Below are 371 nucleotides of genomic sequence, written 5' to 3'. Positions count from 1 at the left end.
AATAGAGATATAAAGATAACCGTCAGGTCCAAAAGCTATGGTTCCGCCCTCGTGGTTGCTTTGAGGCTGATCTACTTCAAGCACGATCCTTTCTGATCCTGCATCGGCACTCGTGGGACTTGAGGCTGTAAATTCTGAAATACGGCTCCTGTTGTCCCACATTTCTCCTTCCATGGGGCCGCCGGCACCCGGAGGAGCAGTATAGTACACATAAAAACGGCTATTACTACTAAATTGAGGATGAAAGGCCAGCCCTAAGAGGCCTCTTTCGTCATATCCCTCACTCAAGGCTATTATCCTGTCGCTCACATCCAGGAACGGCTGTGGATTTCTGACTCCGTTCTCAATAACCCAGATTTGTCCCGTCTGGT

At 49.1% G+C, this 371-nt stretch carries 1 protein-coding gene; it reads right to left on the bottom strand.

Features of this window, described 5'->3' with window-relative positions; translation table 11 throughout:
- A partial coding sequence (locus tag HC176_RS17570; RefSeq protein ID WP_342448718.1) for a PQQ-dependent sugar dehydrogenase occupies positions 1 to 309 on the bottom strand: 309 nt, incomplete at its 3' end.
- Positions 310 to 371 lie beyond the last annotated feature (62 nt).

The organism is Tamlana crocina (assembly GCF_012037625.1).
The sequence above is the reverse complement of the archived record's forward strand: the minus strand, read 5'-3'. Positions and strand labels throughout refer to the sequence as shown.